General features: G+C 66.8%; 17 protein-coding genes. 8 read left to right on the forward strand and 9 right to left on the reverse strand.

Features of this window, described 5'->3' with window-relative positions; translation table 11 throughout:
- Positions 1-37: 37 nt before the first annotated feature.
- Entirely contained in the window at positions 38-1,717 is a 1,680-nt protein-coding gene (locus D3654_RS04425; RefSeq protein ID WP_120520310.1) for an ABC transporter substrate-binding protein, read from the reverse strand.
- A 67-nt stretch (positions 1,718-1,784) separates the two neighbouring features.
- Positions 1,785-2,801 (reverse strand): substrate-binding domain-containing protein, encoded by a 1,017-nt coding sequence (locus D3654_RS04430; RefSeq protein ID WP_120520379.1) that lies wholly within the window; start codon positions 2,799-2,801, stop codon positions 1,785-1,787.
- Positions 2,802-3,312: 511 nt separating this feature from the next.
- On the opposite strand from D3654_RS04430, the gene D3654_RS04435 reads away from it, so the two are divergent.
- Both D3654_RS04435 and D3654_RS04440 read left to right on the forward strand, forming a co-directional pair.
- The gene (locus tag D3654_RS04435) at positions 3,313-3,735 is read left to right on the forward strand and encodes a helix-turn-helix domain-containing protein (RefSeq protein ID WP_120520311.1); all 423 of its coding nucleotides are present in this window, start codon (positions 3,313-3,315) and stop codon (positions 3,733-3,735) included.
- Between the two features lie 95 nt (positions 3,736-3,830).
- Positions 3,831-4,052, forward strand: a complete 222-nt coding sequence (locus D3654_RS04440; RefSeq protein ID WP_120520312.1) for a hypothetical protein — start codon at positions 3,831-3,833, stop codon at positions 4,050-4,052.
- 3 nt (positions 4,053-4,055) lie between these two features.
- On the opposite strand, the gene D3654_RS04445 is transcribed toward D3654_RS04440, so the two are convergent.
- Together D3654_RS04445 and D3654_RS04450 are read right to left on the reverse strand one after the other, a co-directional pair.
- The gene (locus tag D3654_RS04445; protein WP_120520313.1) at positions 4,056-5,270 is read right to left on the reverse strand and encodes a PucR family transcriptional regulator; all 1,215 of its coding nucleotides are present in this window, start codon (positions 5,268-5,270) and stop codon (positions 4,056-4,058) included.
- A gap of 9 nt (positions 5,271-5,279) precedes the next feature.
- The gene (locus tag D3654_RS04450; RefSeq protein ID WP_120520314.1) at positions 5,280-6,623 is read right to left on the reverse strand and encodes a cation:dicarboxylate symporter family transporter; all 1,344 of its coding nucleotides are present in this window, start codon (positions 6,621-6,623) and stop codon (positions 5,280-5,282) included.
- Positions 6,624-6,849: 226 nt separating this feature from the next.
- Between D3654_RS04450 and D3654_RS04455 the strand changes: the two genes are divergently transcribed.
- From D3654_RS04455 to ald, 4 genes are all read left to right on the forward strand, one after another.
- Positions 6,850-7,113: a type II toxin-antitoxin system Phd/YefM family antitoxin gene (locus D3654_RS04455; protein WP_120520315.1), complete on the forward strand. Its 264-nt coding sequence runs from the start codon at positions 6,850-6,852 to the stop codon at positions 7,111-7,113.
- Positions 7,110-7,373: a type II toxin-antitoxin system RelE family toxin gene (locus D3654_RS04460; protein ID WP_120520316.1), complete on the forward strand. Its 264-nt coding sequence runs from the start codon at positions 7,110-7,112 to the stop codon at positions 7,371-7,373. The genes D3654_RS04455 and D3654_RS04460 overlap by 4 nt, the downstream gene beginning before the upstream one ends.
- Before the next feature lie 14 nt (positions 7,374-7,387).
- Positions 7,388-7,630 (forward strand): hypothetical protein, encoded by a 243-nt coding sequence (locus D3654_RS04465; RefSeq protein WP_120520317.1) that lies wholly within the window; start codon positions 7,388-7,390, stop codon positions 7,628-7,630.
- Between the two features lie 231 nt (positions 7,631-7,861).
- A complete protein-coding gene (ald, locus tag D3654_RS04470; RefSeq protein WP_120520318.1) occupies positions 7,862-8,980 on the forward strand; it encodes an alanine dehydrogenase in 1,119 nt (372 codons plus the stop codon).
- 18 nt (positions 8,981-8,998) lie between these two features.
- Here the strand turns inward: ald and D3654_RS04475 are convergent, their stop codons facing one another.
- From D3654_RS04475 to D3654_RS04490, 5 genes are all read right to left on the reverse strand, one after another.
- Positions 8,999-9,670, reverse strand: coding sequence for a hypothetical protein (locus D3654_RS04475; RefSeq protein WP_120520319.1), 672 nt, complete (start codon positions 9,668-9,670; stop codon positions 8,999-9,001).
- Positions 9,667-10,218 carry an RNA polymerase sigma factor gene (locus D3654_RS04480; RefSeq protein WP_120520320.1) on the reverse strand — a complete coding sequence of 184 codons (552 nt, stop codon included), beginning with the start codon at positions 10,216-10,218 and terminating at the stop codon, positions 9,667-9,669. Before D3654_RS04480 ends, D3654_RS04475 begins: the two co-directional genes overlap by 4 nt.
- A gap of 133 nt (positions 10,219-10,351) precedes the next feature.
- A complete protein-coding gene (locus D3654_RS20370; RefSeq protein ID WP_162943612.1) occupies positions 10,352-11,056 on the reverse strand; it encodes a hypothetical protein in 705 nt (234 codons plus the stop codon).
- Positions 11,057-11,198: 142 nt separating this feature from the next.
- Positions 11,199-12,257, reverse strand: coding sequence for a Gfo/Idh/MocA family protein (locus tag D3654_RS04485; protein ID WP_120520321.1), 1,059 nt, complete (start codon positions 12,255-12,257; stop codon positions 11,199-11,201).
- A gap of 17 nt (positions 12,258-12,274) precedes the next feature.
- The gene (locus tag D3654_RS04490; protein WP_120520322.1) at positions 12,275-12,949 is read right to left on the reverse strand and encodes a metal-dependent transcriptional regulator; all 675 of its coding nucleotides are present in this window, start codon (positions 12,947-12,949) and stop codon (positions 12,275-12,277) included.
- Positions 12,950-13,068: 119 nt separating this feature from the next.
- Here D3654_RS04490 and D3654_RS04495 point away from each other — a divergent pair, with 119 nt between their 5' ends.
- Positions 13,069-14,124 carry a multicopper oxidase domain-containing protein gene (locus tag D3654_RS04495; protein ID WP_120520380.1) on the forward strand — a complete coding sequence of 352 codons (1,056 nt, stop codon included), beginning with the start codon at positions 13,069-13,071 and terminating at the stop codon, positions 14,122-14,124.
- Entirely contained in the window at positions 14,121-15,377 is a 1,257-nt protein-coding gene (locus D3654_RS04500; RefSeq protein ID WP_120520323.1) for a ZIP family metal transporter, read from the forward strand. Before D3654_RS04495 ends, D3654_RS04500 begins: the two co-directional genes overlap by 4 nt.
- Positions 15,378-15,407 lie beyond the last annotated feature (30 nt).

Below are 15,407 nucleotides of genomic sequence, written 5' to 3' on the forward strand. Positions count from 1 at the left end.
GGCTTGGGGAGCGCGCCCGCAGCCCAGGGAGGGACCGCTACTTGCGGGGTTCCAGCGTCGTCAGAACCAGGACGGTGGTGGGTGCGCGGACCGAGAGGGTGGCGTACGCGTTGTCCTGGGTGGGCCAGCCGGTGAAACGGGTGTCGTTGTAGGCGCCCCATTCCGGGCCGGAGAACAGCGGCACCAGCGGCGCGACGTCGTTGTACTCTTCCTGGAGCTTGTACGCGATGTCCTTCTGCTTGGCCTCATCGCCAGCGGCGACGAATTCCTTCAGGAGGGCATCGGCCTTCGGGTCGCCGAAGCGGTGGTAGTTGTCGAAGGTCTTGGTGCCTACCGGCTTGACCGTGGCGCTGCCCATGGAGGTGTTGAAGTATTTGTACGGGCTGGGGTCGTTGGCGCTCCAGACGATGCCGGAGTCGAAGGTGCCCTGCTCGTAGCCGGCCACCACGGCGGCCCAGTCCGGGGAATCGACTTTGGCGGTGACGCCCACGGCCTGCAGGTTCTGGGAGATCACGTTGGCCACGGACAGCCAGTCAGAAGAGGAGGCGCCCACGGAGATCTTGAACTCGAAGGGCTTGCCGTCCTTCAGGGTGCGCTTGCCGTCGGCACCCTTGGCGTAGCCGGCCTCGTCCAGGAGCTTGTTGGCCTCCTCGACGTTGAGCTTGGTCCAGGTGCAGTTGTCCTTGACGGCGGGGTTCTTCCAGCTGTCGTAGTTGCCGGAAAGGCCGGTGCAGTCGGCTGGCTGGGCGTAGCCGCTCATGCCGATCTTGGTGACCTGGTCACGGTCGACGGCCATGCTGAGGGCCTTGCGGACCTTCGGATCGTTGAACGGCGCCTTGGCGGTGTTCAGCTGCCAGTTGATCATGGCGCCCGTGGGCGGGAACCAGTAGTTGCGGTGCTCCTTGTCCTTGGAAACGAAGGTCTTTTCGATGTTCGGGATGAACTGCGGGGCCCAGTCCACGTCGCCGTTCGCGGCGGCGAGGTTGGCGCCGTCGTTTCCGGCGAAGGCGAGCATCTTGATGCCGGCGATCTTCTGCTTCTCCGGCTGCCAGTAGTTGGGGTTCTTCTTCAGTACGAAGGACTGGGCCTGGAAGTTGTCCACCTCGGTGTAGGGGCCGGTGCCGACGGGCTTGGCGTTGGTGTCCTTCTCCGGATCCTTGAGCGCGGACCAGATGTGCTTCGGCAGGATGGTGAGCTGTCCGACGTCGTACAGGGCCGGTGACCAGGGCGTGTTGAAGGTGAAGGTGACCTTGTTGGTTCCTTCGGGGGTGACCGCCTTGAGGTAGTCGAAGCCGCCCTTGATCTTCTTCTGCAGCTGGAAGGTGTAGGCGACGTCCTCGGCCACCAGCGGCTTGCCGTCGGACCACTTCACGCCGTCGCGCAGGGTGAAGGTGATGGACTTGCCGTCCTTGGCAACGTTCCATTCGGTGGCGAGCCACGGGGTGGTGTCGCCCTTGGCCGGGTTGAAGATCAGCAGGGATTCGTAGATGGACTGCTGCACCATCGGGTTCACCGTGGGGGCGAACGGGTTGAAGTTGCGGATGAACGTGCCCATGTCTTCGCGTGGAATGGTGAGCAGGGCGTTCTGGTTGGCGGAGGATGAGGAGGAGCCGGCCGGCTTGTTTGCCGTGGCTGAACAACCGGTGAGGAGCAACGCCCCCACTGCCAGGCCGGCGGCGGTGATCCGCGCAGACCTCAGGAACCGGGATTGTGTCATGATGGGTATCTCATTCCTATCTTGCTGAAAGGTGGGTTGGGGCAGATCTTCAGTGGTGATTTCGCGGTCAGACTGAAGAACGTTCAAGCAGCGGACAGTCGACCAGCTGCTGGTCGGCAGCGATCGGCTGTCCTGCTGTGAGGGCTGCGAGCGTCCGGACTCCCAGGGCCCCCATTTCTTCGAAGGGCAACGCAACCGTGGTGAGCTTGGGCCTGAGGTAGGCCGCAATCAATTCCTGGTTGTCGAAGCCGATCACGGCGATGTCTCCGGGGATGGTCAGGCCCCGTTCCTTGATGGCGTCGTAGGCGCCCATCGCCATCCGGTCGTTGAGGCAGAACAGGGCCGTCGGCTGGCCCTCCCCTTCCGGATACCGGTCAAGAATCGTGCAGGCGGCCGCATAGCCGCCGTCCGCCGTCGCGTGTCCCGAGACGACAAGTTCCGGGTCCAGTTCCAGCCCGGCGGCGGCGAGTGCTTCGCGGGCACCCTCCAAACGCCCGATCGCGGCGGGAATGTCCGGGTCCAGGTTGATGATGCCGATCCGGGTGTGTCCGGCCTGGAGCAAGCGTTCGACGGCGACCCGTCCCCCGGTGCGTTCGTCCGGGACGATCGAGGGCAGTTTGCCGTCGGCGTCGAAGCAGTTGATCAGCACAGTGGGAACCTCGCTGGCGCTTTCCGGAACGTGCACGCCGCGGTGGTAGGTGGCCGCGTACAGCAGCCCCTCGACGCGCTGTTCCAGCAGCTTTTCGATGGCGGCGTCTTCCATGCCCTGGTTGGGTCCGTGCGCATCGGCCTGGTCGGAGGGCGCGATGAGCAGGAAGCGGCGGTCCAGCCAGGCCTGGTCCTGGGCACCTTTGATGATGTCGACGGCGAACGGAGCCGTGACGATCTCCGTGACGATCCCGTACCAGTCGCTGCGCTGGGAGGCCAGGGCGCGGGCCCCGGCGTTGGGCCGGTAGCCCAGTTCCTGGACGGCCTCGGCGATGCGGATCTTGGTTTCCTCGGAGATGCCGGCATCCGCGCGGTTGCTCAGGACGAACGAAACGGTGGTGCGGGAAACACCGGCGCGCTGCGCGACGTCGGTCATGGTGACCCCGCGCTGCCGGGCCTTGGCGGCCTTGGCTGCGGCGGTGCCGGCCGCGTTCGCGGCCTCGCCACTGGCTTTGGGGGCCGTAGCGGCCTTGCCCTCGGCGGTGCTTCTCGCCATTGAATGCTCCACTTGCTCTTCGTCGAACAATGCCTGCTGCTTGCTCTGGGTTGCTGCGTTGCTTGCTGTTCCAAGCTGCGCTGGTAACGCGCGTTACCTTGGAAGGTGTGATTTAGGTTACGCGCGTTAGTCGGAGGTGTCAACGAGGAGTTTCGGCCGGGTTTCCACCAGGCACTCCGAAGGCGACTCCTCCGATCAGGCGGTCCCCGCCGTTAGGCTACGGTGGCCGGAGGTTCCCGCTGAATTCGCCGGAACACTGCCGGGTCGCCGGAAGGTTCCAGCGACTCCGCAGCTCTCCCGCGACCCGGGAACACAGGCCACCGGCGTACCCGCGCCGCAACCGTCCCGCTGCCGCGCTTAGTCCGGGCCCCCGCGGCACTACGCTGGTCCCATGGCATTGAGAGCACCCCGCATCACTCCCGGCCTGCCTGCCGAGGACGCCCGGAGCCTGGCCCGCTCGCTCCAGGACAGCAACGACATCACGGTGTTCGTGGACGGCACCGTCCACCGCCTCCCCGCGACGGCGAGGGACGCCGTCGTCGACATGCTCCAGAGGCTCGGCCGCGGCGAAGCGGTGAGCGTCAGCAGCGTCGAGGAAATGCTCACCACCTCCCAGGCCGCCGAGCTCGCGGGCATCTCGCACACGTACCTGCGGAATATGACCGACCGGGGCGAAATCCCCGTGGAGTACCGTGGCTCGCACCGGCGCATCCGGCTGAGCGACATCATGGCGTGGCTCGAAACCCAGAAAGCCCAGAAGAAGGCCGCCGATCCGGCCGACTCCGCAGCAGGGGAGCCTGCCGGGCAAGAATGACGCCCGCCGCGACGCACATGACGGCGTGATAAGGATCAAGCAACAATCCATGCGAAGCGGGCCTTGGATTGCACCCCCGGCGATACCCTTAATCCGTGCGAAATTTCAAGGGGTGGCATATCTTGGCGGGCCTGGCCGCGATGGCCGTTGCCGCCCCCTTGGGATCGCTCATGGGCCTGAATTTCGTGGCCACTTTCATGTTCGCCTGCGTGGCCTTCGTTGCGGTCGCGTTCTGGGTGGACAACAGGCTCGCCCGGCGCCGCACCGCCCAGCCCGACTCCGGTGAACTCCCGCTCCGCGACCCCGCCGACAGCTGAGCGTCAGATCCGCGGCCGCGCCGCCCATCGCCTGGCTTTGAGCGCAGCGTGCAGTTCCAGCCGCACTCCCCCGCTAAGCGGGTCGACGCCAATCAGCTGACGGATCCGCGCCAGCCGGTTGTAGATGCTGCTGCGGTGCAGATGCAGTTCCTTCGCGACTTCCTGCACGGAGCCGTCGCTGTCGTACAGCAGCTCGAGCACCGGCAGCAGTTCCCCGTTGCGGTCCGCGGCCTCCAAGGTGCTGAAATGCACTGAACCGTGGTCGTCCCAGCCGCCAGGCGCCGTCAGGCGGTCGAAAAGCTGGTAAACGCCGACGGCGCGGCTGTCCACCAGCTCGCCGAGGCGGGGGTCGACGGTTGCGGCCTGCGCTGCGAGCTTGGCCTGCCGGTAGGCGGGGCCCAGGCCGCGGATCACCGGCAGCGGTTCGCTGATGCCCAGTATGAGCCGTTCGACGCCCCGGCCGGCGCGCTTGGCCAGTTCCAGCTGGTAGTGCACCAGCACCTGGGCGTGGATGGCGCGCCCGGCCGTTTCCCGGAACAGCATCACGGCGTGCGTTTCGGTTCCGGCACTGAACAGCACGGAGTCGACGCCGATGGTGGACTGCAGCGCGGCCGAGCGGTGGATGAGGGTCGCCGCGAGGGGATCGCCGACGCCGTCGCCTCCTCCGGCGTCGAGCACCACCACGAGCTGCCATGGGGCTTTGCCCTGGATTTCCTTCCAGCCGGCCACCGCGGCGAGCGCGTTCGATTCGCCCTCGCAGGCGGCCAGGAACTCCCGTTCCCGGCGGCGCCGGAACTCGGATTCGGCGGTGTTGGATTCCAGCAGCAGCCCGGCCAGCAGGTCCAGTTCGTTCCGCACGCCGGGCAGCTGGGCGAGGATCGCCGTCGCGCTTTGCTCCTCGACGTCCTGCTGCACCCACAGGTACCCCACCCGGAATCCGCGCACCAGTAGCGGAACGCACACCCGGCCGAGCATGCCGAGCTCATCGTTGGCCGGGACCACCACGGGGCGTACCGCCGTCGCGATCCCGTGGGAGAGCTGCCAGGCGCTGACGTCCGCCGGGACCTTCTTGCTGAGCAGGAAGTTCACGCGGACGCGGTCGGCGTGGGATTGGTTGGAACTGTACGCAAGCAGCACGCCGTCGAGGTCTTCCAGGGACAGGCCCCGGCCGAGCTTGAGCGCCACTTCCTCGACAAGCTGTTCGACGTCCTGCTGCATGCTGCAAGACTACTGCCGGGAAAGCTCCGCTTCCTCTCCGCGGAAAGCACGCAGCATCGCTTCTCGGTCGAAGCGGCCCTCCCACTTTGCCACCACGAAGGTGGCCACGCAGTTGCCCAGCAGGTTGACCACCACGCGCATGGAATCCATCAGGCGGTCGGCGCCCAGCAGGAGCGCGACGCCTGCCACCGGGAAGATACCCAGGGCACCGGCCGTCGCAGAGAGGGCGAGGAACGCCGAACCGGGGACGCCGGCCATGCCCTTGGACGTGAGCATGAGGATGCCCAGGGCCACGAGCTGCTGGCCGAGGTCGAGCTGGTGTCCGAAGGCCTGGGCCAGGAACAGCAGCGAGATCGAGAGGTAGATCGCGGCGCCGTCGAGGTTGAAGGAGTAGCCGGTGGGGATGACCAGGCCGGTGGTGCTGCGCGGGCAGCCGGCGTTGGCCAGCTTGGCCATGATCCGCGGCATCACCGATTCGGTGGATGCGGTGCCCAGCGCGAGCAGGAACTCTTCGCGGGTGTACTTCATGAACTGCCACAACGGCACGCGGGCCACGCCCCAGGCAACCAGGAACAGCAGCGCGATGAACACGACGGCGGCGCCGTAGCAGGCGGCGATCAGCACCGCGTAGGTGCCCAGGGAGTCGAGCCCGTACTGGCCGATAATGAACGCCATGGCGCCGAACGCGCCGATGGGTGCCACCCTCATGACCCAGCTCATGATCCTGAAGAAGATCTCGAGGACTGTTTCCATCAGGGTCAGCACCGGAGCACACCGTTCCTTGCCGATCACCACCACGGCGGCGCCGAAAAACACCGAAAAGCACAGCACCTGGAGCAGGCTGTTGTTCGCGAAGGCGCCCACCACGCTGGCGGGGATGATGCCGAGCAGGAACTGTCCCGCGTCCTTTGGCGGGGCGGTGCCGGTCTTGGCGTTCAGCGCGTCCTGGCTGAGCGAGTTCGGATCGATGTTGAGCCCGGCGCCGGGCTGCACCAGGTTGCCCACCAACAGCCCGAAAGCCAGGGCGAACAGCGTAGCCGCGGTGAAGTAGGCCAGCGCCTTGACGCCCACCCGCCCCACGGCCTTGACGTCGCCCACCGCGGCGATTCCGGTGACGATCACCAGGAAGATCAGCGGGGCGATGATCATCTTGATGAGCTGGATGAAGCCGTCGCCGAGGGGCCGCAGCGCCGCGCCGAGCTCCGGCCAGAAGTGGCCGATCAGCACGCCGGCCACGACGGCGATCAGGATCTGCAGGAAGAGGGACCGGTAGAACGGCTTCGACGGCGGGGCCTTGGTGCCGGTGGCGGGGGCCGCCGTGTGGGCGACGGGGGAAGAGGCATTGAGGGTCATGGTTGCCCACCCTAGGGAAGCCGGATTTCAGTCGTGTGGCACAAACATCACATGACGAAGCATGCTTGAAACATTCGTTCCATCGAGTGCCGTGCGGTTCGACTTTCTCCAGGCGCCTCGCTGCAACCCTTGCCGAGCAGTGCTCAGCTTGAGGGAAGTGCATTATCGGCAAAATATACAAAATCGCGATTCTGTACATTTTGAGACTCGCGCATAGAATTGACCCATGAGTGAGATGTCGTTGACTGCCGCGCGCACGCACCTGGCCGAGGCAGTAGATGCTGCCCGGATGCAGCACGATCCGGTGTGGCTAACCAAGCATGGCAAGCGCCTGGCAGCAGTGATCGACGCCGAAGATCTGGACCGCCTGCTGCAGGCAGCCGAAGACCTGGACGATCTGCGCTCGGCCCAGGCCGCCCGAGTTGAACGCACTGCCGGCGCGGAGCCGATTCCCTGGGATGAGGTCAAGGCCGACCTGGGCCTGCTGTGACCTACAAGGTCCAGGTTGACCACGCTGCGCTGCGGCAGCTGCGCAAGCTCGACCCGCAGGCCCGGCAGCGGGTGGCCGCAGCGATCGAATTACTGTCTGATAATCCGCGCCCGCCCGGAGCCAAGAAGCTTGTCGGAGGCGAGGGCGAATGGCGCGTACGAACCGGGGATTACAGGATCATCTATGAAGTCCATGACGACGTTCTCATTGTCCTGGTCGTCGCTGTCGGCAACCGTCGGGATACTTACAAGAACCGCTGATCGTTCGAAGCGCCATGACCACCATCTTTGAAGTTGATTCCGACTTCATACTCTCCGAGCAGATACCCCTTGTAGCGGGTGACCTTAGATATGGTTTGGACCGGTTCTTTATCAACGACCAGACCGTCATTGACATAGCTGTCGGTGCAGTCGGGCGGGGAAGTGCCGATCCCTTGCTCCACGAGCTCGCAGCGTTGCTACCAACGGCGCCAGGGATCGGTCCGACGCCGTCGGCGCTCCCCGAGGTGACGGCCTAGCGCGCACCTCGGAGGTGCGCCCTCCCCAACTACCCAACATCAGGCGACACCTGCCGCTCGCCACCTCGACATATGTCGAGCCGAAAATCGCAAAAACCGCGGAATCATGCGGAAGTCGCGTCCCGCCGTCGTGCACTTTCCTGTCTGGTGGCTCACAAGCGGATCTATTCTGGAATCACAGTCCCCCACCGCACAAAGGCCCAGTAAGCCTTTCGACAATGGAGCCCAAAAATGATCATCGGCGTCCCCAAAGAGATCAAGAACAACGAATTCCGTGTAGCCATCACTGCGGCCGGAGTTCACGAGTTCCGCACCCACGGCCACACCGTGCTGGTGGAGCGCGGCGCAGGCCTGGGCTCAGGCATCACCGACGAGGAATACTCGATCGCCGGCGCAGAAATCGTGGCCGAAGCCGATGACGTGTGGGCCCGCGCCGACATGGTCATGAAGGTCAAGGAACCCATTGCCGCTGAATACCACCGCTTCCGCAAGGGCCTGATCCTCTTCACCTACCTGCACCTGGCTGCCGAGCCCGAGCTCACCCAGGAGCTCATCAACTCCGGCGTCACCGCCATCGCCTACGAGACCGTGCAGGACGGCCGCGCACTGCCGCTGCTGGCCCCGATGTCCGAGGTCGCCGGCCGCCTGTCCGTGCAGGTAGGCGCCAACTCGCTCATGGCTCCGGCCGGCGGCAAGGGCGTGCTGCTGGGCGGCGTCCCGGGTGTCCGCCCGGCCAAGGTCGTGGTGCTGGGTGCGGGCGTGGCCGGCACCAACGCCGCCGCAATGGCCCTGGGCCTCGGCGCCGACGTGACCATCATGGACATCAACATCAACCGCCTGCGCGAACTGGACGCCCAGTACCAGGGCCGGCTGAAGACCGTGGCCTCCAACGCCTATGAGATCGAGAAGGCCGTGGTGGACGCCGACCTGGTGATCGGCTCCGTGCTGATCCCGGGCGCCAAGGCCCCGAAGCTGGTCTCCAACGAACTGGTCTCCCGCATGAAGCCGGGCTCCGTGCTGGTGGACATCGCCGTGGACCAGGGCGGCTGCTTCGCCGACACCCACCCCACCACGCACCAGGAACCCACCTACAAGGTGCACAACTCCATCTTCTACTGCGTCGCCAACATGCCCGGCGCCGTGCCCAACACCTCCACCTACGCGCTGACCAACGTCACCCTGCGCTACGCCGTGGCCCTGGCCAACCTGGGCGTCAAGGCCGCCTTCGACCGCGACCCCGCCCTGGCCGCCGGCCTCAACATCGCCGCCGGCCACGTGGCACACCACTCGGTGTCCGAGGCCCACGGCCTGCCGTTGGTGGCTGACTGGCACGAGCTCGTCTCCGCCTAAGTTTGTCCCGCACAACCCTCACCGCTTGGCGGGAACCTCCGGCAGGGATGGCGACGGGACCGGCGCAGGAACAGAGGGCACCATAACGGGTGGTTCGACCCTCCGGTCCAATGGAACGTCGGGCAGCTCCGGGCGCGGCAGCTCCGGAGCGACCGGGGGCTTCGGAGCCAGCGGGGCCGGTTCTCCGGTTCCGGGCGTGACGGTTACAGATGGCATGGGTGAAGGTGCCGTGTTGGAAGGCACCGGGACTACCGGCGTTGCCGGGTCGATCGGATGCGCCGGCGGCACGGCGGGCGGCGCCGGGACCAGCTTCGAGACAACAGTGCCCACCGCGGACCCCAGCTGGCCCAAGGCGCCCGGGATGCCGCCGTCGGACGCTGCCGCAGCCGTTGCCCCGGCGGCAAGGGACGCGGCGACGGCGACGGCGGTCACCGCCAGCCGGCGCTTCCTCCGGCGCGCGGCCAGCTCGTCAACGGAGGCAGGCGCCGGGCCGCCGGCCTCAGGGGCGGCCGGCGAAGCGGCGCCGGACGCCATCAAAGCGCGGAGGGCGTTGGACGGCTCAGGGCGGACGTCAGCCAGGGCGCGGAGTTCCAGCAGTCCGTCCCGGATGTCCGCGGAATCCTCCAGGCCGGCTTCGGCCAGCAGGCGGTTGATGCCCGCGGCGCCGCCGTCGGCGCGGTGTTCGCTCATGATGTGCCATTCCTTTGCTGCGCGCACTCCCGGAGTGCGAGCAAGGCCCTGCGCTGCAGTTGTTTCACGGCTCCTTGTGTCTTGCCCATGATGGTGGCCGTTTCTTCCAGGGAGAGGTCGGCCACGACCCGCAATGCCAGCACCTCGCGGTAGTCGTCCCTGAGCCCGTCGAGGAGTTCGGTCACGCCGAGCCCGCCGCCGTGACCGAACGCCTGGGCCTCGGCCGACGGTGTGCGGCGCTCGTCCTGCCCGGGGTCGAAAGGGCTGAAGGCAGGTTCGCGTTCCCGCTTCCGGTAATGGTCCACCAGTCGGGCGTGCGCGATCGAAAAGAGCAGGGACTTGGCGCCCTGGAGTCCCCCTTGGAGGGACGGGATTTTCGGATAAAGCGCCAGGAAGACGTCCTGGGTGACAGCCTCGGGATCGTGGACGCCGCGGGCGCGCAGGTATCCGAGGACCTGGCCGGAAAAGCTGTTGTAGGCAGCCGTGAAGAGCAGCGCGGGGTCTTCCGCGTCCGTCTGCACATATTCCTCAGCCAAGGGGTCCAGCACCCGCGGCCCTCCATCCCACGCGGCGCCCCTGCCCCTACCGATGATGCGGAGGAACGGCGCCGTCGTCCGTTGCGTGGCGGGGCTCCCTGCCCGAAAACAGGGAGCCCCGCGTCGTTAAAGCCTAGCCGCGGGGCTAGGGACGGACGGAATCGACGGGTCCATCGACCTGGCCGGGCAGCTCGGCCGGGGCGCCCGGGACGGCAGGCACGGCGGGCGTTGCCGGTACGGCCGGAGCCGCGGGAACGGCCGGGGTGGCCGGCACTGCCGGAAGGGCTGCGTTCTCCCCGGCGTTAGCACCAGCGTTGGCCTCGGCGTCGGCCGCACCGCGGGCGGCGAATTCGGCTTCGACACCCGCCACGAGGTGCTCGCAATGGGTTCCAACGTTGCCTTCGCCGCCGGCGGCGACCACCAGGGACTGGTAGCCCGGAATCTTGGCGTCAGCGTTCAGCCCGCCGCTGAGCAGCGCCCTGCAGAGGCCGAAGGATTCGGGCAGGGCGACGCCGGCGGCCTTGGCCTTCGCGGCCTCGACGGCGTCCTCGATCTTTGCCTGCGCGTCGTTGACGGCGTCGGACGCCTTGGCTTGCGCCTCATCTGCCGCGTCGGCAGCCTTAGCCTGGGCGTCGGCGGCAGCGGCGGCAGCCTTCGCCTTCGCGGCAGCGGCTTCCGCGGCGAGGTCCTGGACGGCCGGAGCGGGTGCGCCGATCAGTTCGTGGGCCTTCTGCTGGAGATCGGCAGGAAGCACCCCGGCGAATGCGGCAGCACCGGAACCGCCCACGGTGACGGCTCCGGCGGCGAGCAGGCCGGCTGCGACTTTGCTGGTGGCAAGGACAGTGAACATGGACATGGAATCCTCCGACAGATGTCTGGCTTTGGCACGGCAGCAACGGTCGGCTGCCGGTGGTCAGTGGTGCGGGGCGTTGCCCGCACGCCTTTTACATCGACGTCGGTTCCGGAAAAGTTACTCGTTCACGGAAGAATTCTCAGGCGGCGATCGTCCGTGCCTGTTCGATCAGCTCCAGCACCGCGGCCGAGTCCTCCGGATCCACCGGGAGCGGCAGCGCGGAGGAGGCTCCGCCGTCGGCGATTTTATCCGCGAGGATCCGGTAGAACTCCTGGTAGGCGCCGCGCTCGGTGGGCACGGGCGTGCGCACTCCGTCGCGCTCCAGGATGCCGTAGTTTTCCTGTCGATCCAGGCCGTAGCCCGGGTCCGTGGGCAGCCCGCCGGAGAGGATGAAGGGTTCCTGCGGGTCGGCGCCGAACTTGACGAAGCCGGCGTCGCTGCCCAGGATCCGGAAGCGCGGGCCGTGCAGGCGGCTGCTCAGGTTCAGGGCGTGGTGGCTGATGACGCCTGAGTCGTGGCGGAGGGCCAGGAAGATGTCGTCGTCGGCGCGTTCCTGGACGCGGCGCGCGGTGATTTCCGCGTAGCTGACCGTCGCGGGTCCCAGCAGTTTCAGGGCGAGGTCCAGCACGTGGGTGCCGAGGTCGTAAAGCACCCCGCCGCCCTCGTCCACGCCGGCGCCGACCTTCCACGCCTTGCTGATCTCCGGCGCCCAGCGCTCCATGGAACTTTCGAACCGCAGCACCTCACCCAGCACGCCGGCGTCGAGCAGCTTCTTCACGGTGAGCGCGTCGCCGTCCCAGCGGCGGTTCTGGTAGACGGTGAGGACGCGGCCAAGCCGCGCCGACAGGTCGATCAGTTCCCGCGCCTGCGCGCTGTGCACGGTGAACGGTTTGTCCACGACGACGTCGAAGCCGGCTTCCAGCGCCGCTTTCGCCAGCGGGTAGTGGCTTGCCGGCGGCGTCCCGAGGACGATCAGGTCCAGCTCCCCGGCGAGCGCGAGGATGTCCTCCGGCCGGTCCACGAGCCGGACCCCCGGATAGCGCTCCGTTGCCGCCCGGCGGCGCCCGGCGTCGGAGGTGGCGATCACGTCCAGCGAGTACGCGGGGTCCGCGGCGAGGAACGGTGCGTGGAAGACGCTGCCGGAGAGGCCGTAGCCGGCGACGGCGGCGCGGATGGGGGTGCTGGTAGCTGGCGTCATGCTGCCAAGGCTACCGCTCAGGCCGCAACAACCCAGATGGCTTCGGCCGCCGCGGATCCCAGGTCTATTTCGTGGCCGTTTTCCTCGATCCTGATGTTGGTGAGGTCGGCGTAGGGGCGTTGGCCCAGCACGGTCAGCCGGGTGTCGGGTTTGAGTCCGAGCTCGGCGAAGTAGCGCAGCATGTCCGGGTTTGCATCGGAGATCCTGGTGATGGTGACGTTCGTGCCTGGCTCGGTGGCCGCGAGGGGTCCGGCAGCCGGTCGGTGGGGTGTGCCGTCGGCGGCAGGGATCGGGTCGCCGTGCGGGTCCCGGGTGGGGTGGCCGAGCAGGGTGTCGATCTTGTCGATCAAAGTGTCGGAGACGGCGTGCTCGAGCACTTCGGCTTCGTCATGCACTTCGTCCCACCGGTAGTTGAGGGTTTCGACGAGGAAGGTTTCCAGCAGCCGGTGCCGGCGGACCATTGTGACGGCGTGTTCGCGTCCGGTGGGCGTGAGTTCGATGCTTCTGTAGGGGGCGTGCTCGACCAGTCCCTGTTTGGCCAGTTTCCGGATTCCGTCCGAGACGGTGGACGGGGTCACTCCGAGGCGTTCGGCCATGGCTCCGATGGTGATGGGTTCGGAGGACCATTCCGTGGCTGACCAGATGAGCTTGAGGTAGTCCTGGGCGGATGTGGTCAGGTCTGAGACTGGCATAAGGCCATCATATCCCCCGATCATAAATGTTAGACTAGCCAAACAAACATGTTAGACACATGGAGGATGCGGTGGAGGCCCTGAATCCGGCGACCACGAAGATGCCCAGCCGGCGTGCGATGTTGTCCGGAGCTGCGCTTGCTGTGGTGCCGACGTTCTCGGTGCTGGCCACAGCCGCCGCGGACGGGTCGGGTACGCATTCTGGGCACAACGGTGAGCCCGCCGCTCCGCTTGACGGCCAGGGCGGCCGTCAAGCGGAGCCACGCGGCATGGCGGTGGATCATGCCGGCCATGCGGGGTTCGCCGGGGGCCCGGTTCCTGCGGATAGGGCAGGCATTGACCCGACCGCGATCCTGCGGGATTTCGACAAGGGCAAGACCCGGCTGCTGCCCGATGGCCGGACGCTGCGGGAATGGGACATCGTCGCAGTCGACAAGGAGTTCGAAATCGCCCCTGGGGTGATGTTCCCCGGCTGGTCGTACAACGGCAGGATCCCGGGGCCGACGCTGTGGGCGCGGGAGGGGGATGCGCTGCGGATCAATTTCACCAACGCAGGGGCGCATCCGCACACCATGCACTTCCACGGAATCCACCGCGCTTCCATGGACGGCACGCCCGGAATCGGAGCGGGGTCCATCGAGCCGGGGCAGCGCTTCACCTATGAATTCGACGCGACCCCGTTCGGCACCCACCTGTATCACTGCCACCAGTCGCCGCTGGCCCCGCACATTGCCAAGGGCCTCTACGGCGGCTTCATCATCGAGCCCAAGGCCGGCCGGCCGAAGGCGGATGACGAAATGGTCATGGTGATGAACGGCTACAACACCGACGGCGGGGACGACAACGAGTTCTACTCCGTGAACGGGCTGCCGTTCCATTTCATGGACCACCCGGTGCAGGTCAAGCAGAACGCACTCGTGCGGATCCACCTGATCAACGTCCTGGAGTACGACCCCATCAACTCCTTCCACGTGCACGGGAACTTCTTCCACTACTACCCGACCGGAACCATGCTGACCCCCAGCGAGTACACGGACACGATCTCACAGGTGCAGGGGCAGCGCGGGGTGGTGGAAATACGCTTCCCCTACCCGGGCAAGTACATGTTCCACGCCCACAAGACCGAGTTCGCCGAGCTGGGCTGGATGGGCTTTTTCGAAGTGAGCCCGGAATGACCCGCACCCAGCCCACGCCACGGACCACCCGTTCCGCCACCACCCGTTTCCCCTCCAGCGGCAGCACGGCAGGAGCGCGACGGCGGAAGCCCCGTTGGCTGCTTGGGCTCGCTCCCTTGACGCTCATCGCCGTCTTGCTGGGCCTCTTCTCACTCTTGAACGGACCCGGCCTTGCCTCCCTGGGCCAAGGGGTGCCACCCAAGGAAGAAGTCGCGGTCGAAAACATCCGCCTGTCTCCGGGACAAATCGAGCTCACCGTCCGCAACGAGGGCCCCGACCCGGTCTCGATAGCCCAGGTCAACGTCTCGGACTACTACGCGGCCTTCACCCAGACCGCACCCACCATGGCGCCGATGCAATCCAGCACCCTGACGGTCAGCTACCACTGGGTCGACGGCGACCCGTACGAGGTCGCCCTTGTCACCTCGGTGGGAGGCAAGATCACCGCCGTCATTGACGCCGCGGCGCCCAGTCCGGAACGGGACGGTTCCTTCTTCGGACTCATGGGCCTACTGGGCATCTACGTCGGAGTGATTCCCGTGGCGCTGGGCATGCTCTGGATGCCGTTCATCCGGCGGTCCTCGGCTGCCTGGGTGCGCGGGCTGCTCGGCGTCACCGTCGGATTGCTGGCCTTCCTGACGTTCGATGCAACGCTGGAGGGTTTCGAGCTGGTCACCGACAACCACGCGTTCGGCGGGACGTTGGTGGTGATCCTCGGCGCCCTGGCAGCGTACCTGGCGCTTGAGGCCGTAGATGCCTGGATGCGCCGCCGCCGGGAACACGGAAACGGGCCGGCGGCCTTGCCGCCGAACCGCCTTGCCCTGCTGATCGCCGTCGGCATCGGCCTGCACAACCTGGGCGAAGGACTGGCGATCGGATCCGCGTACGCCGTCGGGTCGCTGGCACTGGGCGCCTCGCTGATCGTGGGCTTCGCGATCCACAACACCACCGAAGGCCTGGCCATCGTCACGCCGCTGGCCCGGACCCGTCCTTCCATGGTTCGCCTGGTCCTGCTGGGCCTGATCGCGGGAGCACCGGCGGTGCTCGGAGCGGTGTTCGGTGCCGCCAGCTACCAGCCCAGCCTGAGCGCTTTCCTGCTCGGACTCGGAGCCGGCGCCGTCGGCCAGGTCGCAGTGAAACTGCTGCCGCTGCTCAAAGACAACAGCGGCCGGATCATCACCCCGCTCACCGCCGGCGGAATCCTGGCGGGCATCGCGGTCATGTTCGGCACAGGCCTCCTGGTCGTGGCCTAGCGAAAGTTAATTCAAGAATTCTCTTGACAA

The organism is Arthrobacter celericrescens (assembly GCF_003614925.1).
GTDB classification, from domain to species: Bacteria; Actinomycetota; Actinomycetes; order Actinomycetales; family Micrococcaceae; genus Arthrobacter; species Arthrobacter celericrescens.

Bases quoted from the DNA above. Each gene is read 5' to 3' on its own strand.
- D3654_RS04425 (WP_120520310.1), bottom strand. From the start codon at position 1,717: ATGACACAATCCCGGTTCCTGAGGTCTGCGCGGATCACCGCCGCCGGC.
- D3654_RS04430 (WP_120520379.1), bottom strand. From the start codon at position 2,801: ATGACCGACGTCGCGCAGCGCGCCGGTGTTTCCCGCACCACCGTTTCG.
- D3654_RS04435 (WP_120520311.1), top strand. From the start codon at position 3,313: ATGGCATTGAGAGCACCCCGCATCACTCCCGGCCTGCCTGCCGAGGAC.
- D3654_RS04445 (WP_120520313.1), bottom strand. From the start codon at position 5,270: ATGCAGCAGGACGTCGAACAGCTTGTCGAGGAAGTGGCGCTCAAGCTC.
- D3654_RS04450 (WP_120520314.1), bottom strand. From the start codon at position 6,623: ATGACCCTCAATGCCTCTTCCCCCGTCGCCCACACGGCGGCCCCCGCC.
- D3654_RS04455 (WP_120520315.1), top strand. From the start codon at position 6,850: ATGAGTGAGATGTCGTTGACTGCCGCGCGCACGCACCTGGCCGAGGCA.
- D3654_RS04465 (WP_120520317.1), top strand. From the start codon at position 7,388: ATGACCACCATCTTTGAAGTTGATTCCGACTTCATACTCTCCGAGCAG.
- ald (WP_120520318.1), top strand. From the start codon at position 7,862: ATGATCATCGGCGTCCCCAAAGAGATCAAGAACAACGAATTCCGTGTA.
- D3654_RS04475 (WP_120520319.1), bottom strand. From the start codon at position 9,670: ATGAGCGAACACCGCGCCGACGGCGGCGCCGCGGGCATCAACCGCCTG.
- D3654_RS20370 (WP_162943612.1), bottom strand. From the start codon at position 11,056: ATGTTCACTGTCCTTGCCACCAGCAAAGTCGCAGCCGGCCTGCTCGCC.
- D3654_RS04485 (WP_120520321.1), bottom strand. From the start codon at position 12,257: ATGACGCCAGCTACCAGCACCCCCATCCGCGCCGCCGTCGCCGGCTAC.
- D3654_RS04490 (WP_120520322.1), bottom strand. From the start codon at position 12,949: ATGCCAGTCTCAGACCTGACCACATCCGCCCAGGACTACCTCAAGCTC.
- D3654_RS04495 (WP_120520380.1), top strand. From the start codon at position 13,069: ATGTTGTCCGGAGCTGCGCTTGCTGTGGTGCCGACGTTCTCGGTGCTG.
- D3654_RS04500 (WP_120520323.1), top strand. From the start codon at position 14,121: ATGACCCGCACCCAGCCCACGCCACGGACCACCCGTTCCGCCACCACC.